Here is an 8,675-nt window from a genome sequence, read left to right on the forward strand (position 1 = left end):
GGGGTTTGTTCGCGTGCCGGACGACCACGGTCATCTCCGCGCGCATCACCACGTCCACGTCTGTCACTCGAACGTGGATTTTCTTGACGCTCACGACGGGCTTTGATCACCGGATCCGGTGGCAGAATCAATTTTTGTTTACCTTGCAACAACATCATCATCGCCGCTGCCAAATCTTCATGATCTTGATCGGCGGTAAACATATCCTCCAGCAAACTGCGGTATTTTTCTAGATCATGATGCTCCAACTGGGTAGAAATTTGCTGCTTAAATTTCTCACGACGGCAAGCTTCCAACGTTTTGTGATTCGGCAATTCGACTTCATCGATCTGCTTTTTCATCAAGTGTTCAACATTGCGCAGCAGACGTCTCTCACGTGGTTCAACAAATAACAAGGCACGACCGGCACGACCGGCACGACCGGTACGTCCAATACGGTGTACATAAGATTCCGCATCCAATGGAATATCATAGTTGACCACTAGGCTAATGCGCTCAACATCCAAACCTCGCGCTGCCACATCAGTCGCAATCAAAATATTCAAGCGTCCGTTACGCAGGCGGTCCAAGGTTTGTTCACGTAATTGCTGGGTCATGTCGCCGTTCAATGCCGCAGCACTGTGGCCATGTTTTTCCAATAGTTCAGCAATATCCAGGGTTGCGGTTTTGGTACGCACGAAAATAATCGCCGCATCAAAATCTTCCACTTCCAAGAAGCGCAACAACGCTTCGTTTTTACGTACACCGTTGACATACCAGCAACTTTGAGTGATATCCGGCAGCGTTTGTTGCGATGCCTGAATTTTCACTTCTTGCGGGTCACGCATAAAACGGCGGGTAATGCGGCGAATCGGTTCCGGCATCGTCGCAGAGAAAAGTGCGGTTTGGTGCTGTTCCGGTAGTTTGCTCATCACCTCTTCAACATCATCAATAAAGCCCATGCGCAACATTTCGTCCGCTTCATCCAGCACCATAAAACGCAATTCGGACAAGTTCAGGGTACCACGGCGGATGTGATCCAAAATCCGTCCCGGTGTTCCAACCACCACTTGCGAACCTTGACGCAAAGCACGCAGTTGAATGTCATAACGTTGTCCGCCATATAAGGTAACAATATTCAAGCCTTTGATATTCTTACTAAATTGTTCGCAAGCATCGGCTACCTGAATCGCCAATTCGCGAGTTGGCGCCATCACCAACATTTGCGGCGTGCGAATATCGGCATTGATTTGTGCCAGCAGCGGCAATGAAAATGCTGCGGTTTTGCCGCTACCGGTTTGTGCCATGCCCAACACATCACGGCCATTTAGCAAGTGCGGTATACAAATTTGCTGAATCGGTGACGGATTTACAAATCCCATAGCCGTTACAGCGGAAATCAATGATTCAGGCAAGCCCAAATCGTTAAAGGTTAAAGTTGTTTGTTCTGTCATTTTTTACTCAATAGTAGAAAAGCGGCTTATCATATTAAGACCGCAGATAGTAATAAATTGTTGCGTGATAGAATGCGTCCGGTCCGAGATCCTGCGCTGACGCAGGTTAGCACCGTTGAGAAATGATTCACCATACTTCAATTTTGCCGAATAATTGAGGCAACTCGGCAAAGCAATCGGTGATAACACAATCCCAATCAAGACGGTTTGGTAACTTAGTTCGTATCAAATACAACCGCTAATGTTCGATCTCACTCTTGCACATTATTCAAGCGTAAATGTGAAAGTTCGAACAGGGCAAAACGATACTCAACAAAGTTAAATACTTGATTGGCAATAGCCAACTTAAACAAAGCTGTCGCTTCGTCAACCTTCCCCAGATTGAGTTGTTGTTTTGCAAGATAAAAATAGGTTTCTGTTAAAATTTCGGCATATTGTGGCGAATACGGCACCGCAAAATTATCAATTTTTTTCTGTAATTCTGCGTAAGACAATTCGCCTAAATAGTAATGAACGATATTGGTTCCCCAAAATTCATTGGATAGCCCTTTCGCCCGTTGTGCCAAATTTTGTTTTGCTTCATAAGGCTTATATTTCAATTCATTCAAATATAACCACAAAGTGCGGTAAGGATCACTCGGATCTGCCTCATAAAAGGTTAAAAAGTCTCGTTCCGCCAGCCCATAACGACCAACGTAATAAAAGTTTAGCGCACGATTTAAATAGGCGTATTCATAATTTGAATCCAGATGCAACACCGCATTAAACGCATCTAAAGAGCCGTCATAATCACCGTCCAACAGCAAGTACAGCCCTAAATAATTATAAACCGCCGCTAACTTTGGTTGCAGCATCAAGGCTTGGGTAAAGTCATAACGGGCTAATCCCCACAATCCCAAGCTGTCATATAGCACTCCACGCTCAAAGTGTAACGACGCACGTTCGTTTTTTGCCAGATTTCCGACCAGTAACACCTGACTGATGCGTGCAATCATCACCTCTTGATCAAAATGCAGCAATGGATTCTGCTCAGCCAAGGTCACATTTTTGTCGGAAATCAACGGAATACTCGGGCGCATTGAACACGCCGTCGCCATCAATAAAAATGCCAACACACAAAACGATTTGGTGTAATTCATCATATTATTGACGATTTTCATGTTCATAACCCTTGGATAAAAACTCAAGCCACGCTGCTAATCTTACAGCAAATTTCGCGGCTTGAATATTTTATTACTCGGCGTCCGACTCGACAAACTGCGCTTCGTCAGCTTGTTCTTGGTTGATGTCACGCATCGTTAAACGGATACGACCTTGACGATCGATTTCCACCACTTTCACCGCGACTTCCTGCCCAACTTGTAGGTAATCGGTCACTTTCTCGACACGCTCTGCGGCGATTTGAGAAATATGCACCAAGCCTTCTTTGTTGCCGACAATCGCAACAAATGCGCCGAAATCAGCGATACGCGTGACTTTACCGGTATAAACACGGTTCACTTCCACATCAGCAACGATGTCTTCGATGCGTAGCATCACGGCTTTGGCAGCCGAATTATCCGTTGCAGCAATTTTTACAGTACCGTCATCGGAAATATCAATTGAGGTGCCGGTTTCTTCGGTCAATGAGCGAATCACTGCACCGCCTTTACCGATCACATCTTTGATTTTCTTCGGATCGATTTTCATGGTGTGAATCCGCGGCGCAAAATCAGAAATATCACCGCGCGGCGCTCCAATCGCTTGCTCCATCACGCCCAAAATATGCATTCTGGCGCCTTTGGCTTGATTCAACGCAATCTGCATGATTTCAGCGGTGATCCCTTCGATTTTAATATCCATCTGAAGTGCGGTCACGCCTTGTTTGGTACCGGCAACTTTGAAATCCATATCGCCCAAGTGATCTTCATCGCCCAAAATATCGGACAATACCACGAATTTATCGTCTGATTTCACCAAGCCCATCGCGATCCCGGCAACGGCTGATTTAATCGGCACGCCAGCGTCCATCAATGCTAAAGATGCGCCACAAACCGATGCCATCGAAGAAGAACCATTCGATTCCGTGATTTCTGAGACCACTCGCACCACATACGGGAACTCTTCAATGCTAGGCATCACAGCCAATACACCACGTTTTGCCAAACGACCATGACCGATTTCACGCCGTTTTGGTGAACCGATCATGCCGGTTTCACCCACGGAATACGGAGGGAAGTTGTAGTGGAACAAGAAATGGTCAGTGCGCTCGCCGGTAATATCATCAATAATTTGCGCATCACGCTCAGTTCCCAAGGTGGCAACCGCCAAGGCTTGGGTTTCACCACGGGTGAAAATCGCCGAACCATGGGTACGCGGCAACACGCCGGTGCAAATATCCAAGGCACGCACCGTATCGACGCTACGTCCGTCAATCCGCGGTTCGCCGGCTAAAATGCGGCTACGCACCACATCACTTTCCAATGCGCCTAAAATATCGGCAATCACATTCTCATTGACGCTTTCATCTTCGTTGCTTGCCAACAATGCCGCTGTGACTTCGGCTTTAATCGCATCAACTTGCGTATAGCGGGCTTGTTTTTCCGTGATACGATAGGCTTCGCCCAAACGGCTTTCCGCCAACGCTTTCACTTGGTTCACCAGCGCAGTATTGACCGCTGGCGCTTGCCAATCCCAACGTGGTTTGCCGGCTTCTTTCACCAATTCTTTGATATTGTCGACCACAACTTGTTGTTGTTCGTGGCCAAAGACCACCGCTGCCAACATTTGCTCTTCGCTTAAAATATCTGCTTCGGATTCCACCATCAAAACCGCTTTATCCGTTCCGGCAACCACTAAATCCAAACGGCTATGTTTTTGTTCTGCCATGGTCGGGTTCAGCACGAATTGATCGTTGATAAATCCGACGCGCGCAGCACCGATCGGACCGTTGAACGGTACGCCTGACAATGCTAACGCCGCTGAAGCGCCGATCATCGCCACGATATCCGGGCAAATTTGCGGATTGACTGAAACGACAGTAGCTACGATTTGAATTTCGTTGTAAAACCCTTCCGGAAACAGTGGGCGAATCGGACGGTCGATTAAACGTGCGATTAAGGTTTCACCTTCAGAAGGACGACCTTCACGGCGGAAAAAGCCACCCGGAATACGCCCAGCGGCATAGGTACGTTCTTGATAATTAACCGTTAACGGGAAGAAATCCTGTCCGGCTTTCACTTCTTTTTTCGCTACCACAGTCACAAAAACTGAAGTATCGTCCATGCTCGCCATCACAGCAGCAGTCGCCTGACGCGCCATTGCGCCGGTTTCCAGAGTTACGGTATGCTGACCGTATTTAAATTGTTTAACAATTGGAGTCACGAGATTTTCCTTTTAAAATAATTCGTTAAATGATGCTCATCTCTTTATTGCGACTAGCAAAAATAATCTGCAATTGGGTTTAGAGTAGAAAAGAATGGGGATAAAAAATGGTTTTCACACAACTTGAGTAGATCATTTTTGATAGCCGCACGCTGACAAAGAGTATAAGCCGCCTCATTATACCGACATTTTCTATAAGAATGCTAATACTTTATCCGAATCGGCAAAAATTCTCTCTATTCAGTCAAGCCCAAATCACATAATATCCCGTTAAGCACAAAACAATTTCTGATGCAAAAACGGCGCCATCGCCAAGATAATCGCCTGCACATAGACACTTTCGCGACTGGCATTGCCATTGGTCAGCAGGCTCATTGCGCCGCCTTTTTGTTTGATATTTTCAGTCTGAAACAGCCGATCCATAATGGTGCCTAGCTCGGTGTCAGGATTTAATTGTTGAAAAATCACATTCGGAATCGGCAGTTCGGCGCTGCGCCCAATTGAAAACTGCACGTTATTGCTGATCACTATGTAAGCACAAGTAGCGGCGCCATAATCAAAACGCTCGATACCGGCTTCTATCGCTAGGTAAAAATCGGCACACGGTATTTGTTGTTGGCAAAATGTCACCCGATTAAAAGCGCCTTGTTTAGTTTCCGCCATACTCATCGGCTGCTCTGCCACGCCGGATTGGGACGGTATCGACTCAAAACGCAAAGTGCGGTCTGGAAACAGTTGGCAGAAGGCGGTTTTGACCGCATTGACTTTCACCGGATTGGTCGAGGCAATCACAATCTGCATATTACCCTACTCTTTTTCCGGTATTTTATGTGGTGTAAAACGGGCTTTTGCCGGCATACGTTCTGCAATTCTAGCTCGGTTAAGCCATAAGGCATTGTCGGTCGGCACATAATCTAACCATAAATCCGGCGTTGGTGGCAGATCTTGTGCCCAGCGGTTGCTGACATTAAAACCACGCGCCAAGCATTCCTGATGTAGCGCTTGATAACGTTTGTGCAGGAAAGTCAGCTTATTCATAAAAAATTTAACATGTCCGGTGCCCAATTTATAATCATCGGGCTGTCCGTCCAAATTATATTTACCTTTGGCGACAGCATTAGGAATCCGTGTTAGTTCACGATGTTCCGCCAGCAGATGTTGATCACACAACTCGCTGACCGGGACGACATTAATTCTGGTCATACACCTTGTCCTTGTACAATTTGTATCAGTTGTTCCATGCTAGCAATGTGATAGGTCGGTTGAATTGCGCTGTGATTCGCTTTGCCGTGGCTGAGCCAGCAGGTGTCCAAACCACTGTTTTGTCCGCCGAGAATATCGGTTTCCAGCGTATCGCCCACCATCAATACCGCACTTTTATCACCGACCTCCGCTAGGCTTAAGGCGTGTTCAAAAATGCCATGATGCGGCTTCGGTAAACCGATATTTTCCGACACCACCACAAACTCAAAGTGCGGTTTCAAACCAGTTTTTTGCAACCGCAGATCCTGCATCGCATGAAAACCATTGGTAATAATGCCAAACCGCACTTTTCCGGACAAAGTTTGCAACATCTGTTCCACGCCCTCCAACGGACGGCAAATATCCGCCATCGCAATCAGATAAGCATGATTGAGTTCGCTCGGCTGGCGGCTGAGATGTTGTGCCCACTGGTTAAAACGTGTGGTTTGTAATTCATCGGCGCTGATTTTGCCTTGATGATAGGCCTGCCACAAAGGTTGGTTGACCGTCTGATAATCGGCAAAATGCTGTTGAGTAAATTCAACATGATATTGCGCAAACATCTGTTGTAAGCCACGAAACGAATCAAATGAAAACAGGGTTTCGTCGGCATCAAAAAAAATCCATTGGTATTTCAACTTTATGTCCTATACAAGAGAAAGTGCGGTCTGGCGTTCCACCTCGGCTTTTAAACCCTGATAGCCACATTCGGTTTTAATGATGTGAAACAGCTGTTCGGCTTGTGGATAGGCTTTTTCCAGATAACGCAGCCATTGTTTGATGCGGGCAACGTGATAAAAGCCGCGATCATCGGGATTTTCCAAATTAACGTATTGCTGCAACAGCAACAGCACCTGCTGCCAAGCCAATTGCGGTTGATTAAATTTCACCACACGGCTGAGATTGGGGATATTCAGTGCGCCGCGCCCGATCATCAGCGCTTCACAGCCGGTGAGCGCCAGACAATGTTGTCCGTCCTGCCAGTTCCAAATTTCGCCGTTGGCAATCACCGGAATCGTTAAACGTTGACGAATTTCGCCGATTTTGCGCCAGTTGATGCGTTCAGCGCGGTAGCCGTCCGTTTTGGTTCGCCCGTGAATCGTGATTTCATCAGCGCCGCCCTGCTGCACCGCATCAGCAATTTCAAACGCTGCCGCATCACTGTCCCAGCCCAACCGCACTTTGACGCTAACCTGATGCTGTTTGCCCAATGCAGTACGAATCGCTTTTGTGGCTTGATAAATCAGCTCAGGCTGCTTCAGCAACGAAGCGCCGCCCTGGCTGTTATTCACGGTTTTCGACGGACAGCCGCAGTTCAAATCAACCCCATGCGATCCGAGTTCAACCGCTCTTTGTGCATTTTCCGCCAGCCAATCAGGGAACTGCCCCAACAACTGCACCCGCACCGGTGTACCGGCTTGAGTATAACCGCCATGCTGCAATTCCGGGCAAAGGCGGTAAAACGCTTTTTTCGGCAATAATTGATCGACCACCCGCACAAATTCTGACAGACATAGATCATAATCGTTGACTTGAGTTAGTAGATGGCGCAAAAACGGATCCAGCACGCCTTGCATTGGCGCTAAAATAACCCGCATCATAGCGCTCTTTTATCGGCGCGCACCAGATAAAACACTGCTAAATAAAACAAAAACCCTCGCTTTTGCCTCATCACTTCCAGCCTTTACTTTTACAAATCAGATCGTAAGCGGCTTGAATTTTTTGTGCTTTCTCTTTTGCCATTTCCATCATTTCCGGTGGTAAGCCTTTAGCAACCAGTTTATCTGGGTGATACTCATTCATCAGTTTGCGATAAGCCCGTTTTACGTTCAACTGCTCATCGTCTGCAGCCACTCCCAGCACCTGATATGCCGCTTGCAGATTATCCGCAGCGGAAGTGCGGTAAGACTGCCCGCCTTGATAACCGCCCTGTTGCTGGTACTGTCCGCCTTGTTGCTGATATTGTGCGCCGGAAGCGAATTGCTGCGAGGCGTAAATCATCGCCATCATCTGTTCAAACTGCATTTGTGACAGCCCCAACTCTTGGGCGATCACCGACAACAGCGATTTTTCGTTTTGATCCAAATGGTTATCCGCAAGTGCGGTTTGGATTTGAATATCCAAAAACATCCGCAGCAAATCCGGGCGACGGCCGCAAGCCACTCGAAATTCACGAATCACTTGGCGGATCGGAAAATCAGCGTCTTTACCACGACTAAAAGCGTCTTGCGCCATGCGCTGTGCCGCGGAATCCAGATTTAAACGGCTCATAAACGCTTGCGCTAGCTGGATATCCTCTTGTGTCACCCGCCCTTTGGCTTTACTCAAGTGCCCCATCACCGCAAAGGTGGTTTGCAAAAAAAGCTGCTGCCGGGTCAAGGTTTTACTAAAAAATGAGGAGCTGACACTGCCCATTTCATAGATTTTTTTATCCACGAAATGCCCCAACACCGCACCAAAAATCGCCCCCCAGAAACCGCCGTAACGGTAGCCGAGAATAAAACCGATAATTTTTCCGATAAAATTCATCTTTCTTTCCAGTCATCAAACAAAGTGCGGTTATTTTACCTGAATCGGCAACGCTTAGAAACAAGGAAGTTTTGCGATCAATATTCCAAACCTTAGGGTCTGTTGATC

8 protein-coding genes are annotated in these 8,675 nt (G+C 47.2%); all 8 read right to left on the bottom strand.

Annotated features, from left to right (window positions below):
- Nucleotides 1-1,433: DEAD/DEAH box helicase (locus FHQ23_RS10655; RefSeq protein ID WP_139614306.1), on the bottom strand; the 1,433-nt coding region annotated here is incomplete at its 3' end.
- 251 nt (nucleotides 1,434-1,684) lie between these two features.
- Entirely contained in the window at nucleotides 1,685-2,593 is a 909-nt protein-coding gene (gene nlpI, locus FHQ23_RS10660) for a lipoprotein NlpI (RefSeq protein ID WP_267963694.1), read from the bottom strand.
- Nucleotides 2,594-2,666: 73 nt separating this feature from the next.
- On the bottom strand, nucleotides 2,667-4,796 hold the full coding sequence (pnp, locus tag FHQ23_RS10665) for a polyribonucleotide nucleotidyltransferase (RefSeq protein WP_139614307.1): 2,130 nt from the start codon (nucleotides 4,794-4,796) through the stop codon (nucleotides 2,667-2,669).
- Nucleotides 4,797-5,066: 270 nt separating this feature from the next.
- The gene (yjjX, locus tag FHQ23_RS10670; RefSeq protein WP_139614308.1) at nucleotides 5,067-5,597 is read right to left on the bottom strand and encodes an inosine/xanthosine triphosphatase; all 531 of its coding nucleotides are present in this window, start codon (nucleotides 5,595-5,597) and stop codon (nucleotides 5,067-5,069) included.
- 6 nt (nucleotides 5,598-5,603) lie between these two features.
- The gene (locus FHQ23_RS10675) at nucleotides 5,604-5,999 is read right to left on the bottom strand and encodes a pyrimidine dimer DNA glycosylase/endonuclease V (RefSeq protein ID WP_139614309.1); all 396 of its coding nucleotides are present in this window, start codon (nucleotides 5,997-5,999) and stop codon (nucleotides 5,604-5,606) included.
- A complete protein-coding gene (yjjG, locus tag FHQ23_RS10680) occupies nucleotides 5,996-6,676 on the bottom strand; it encodes a pyrimidine 5'-nucleotidase (RefSeq protein ID WP_139614310.1) in 681 nt (226 codons plus the stop codon). Before yjjG ends, FHQ23_RS10675 begins: the two co-directional genes overlap by 4 nt.
- Before the next feature lie 9 nt (nucleotides 6,677-6,685).
- Nucleotides 6,686-7,636, bottom strand: coding sequence for a tRNA dihydrouridine(16) synthase DusC (gene dusC, locus FHQ23_RS10685; RefSeq protein WP_139614313.1), 951 nt, complete (start codon nucleotides 7,634-7,636; stop codon nucleotides 6,686-6,688).
- Between the two features lie 73 nt (nucleotides 7,637-7,709).
- Nucleotides 7,710-8,567, bottom strand: a complete 858-nt coding sequence (djlA, locus tag FHQ23_RS10690) for a co-chaperone DjlA (protein WP_139614311.1) — start codon at nucleotides 8,565-8,567, stop codon at nucleotides 7,710-7,712.
- Nucleotides 8,568-8,675 lie beyond the last annotated feature (108 nt).

This window comes from Testudinibacter crocodili (assembly GCF_006228025.1).
GTDB lineage: Bacteria > Pseudomonadota > Gammaproteobacteria > Enterobacterales > Pasteurellaceae > Chelonobacter.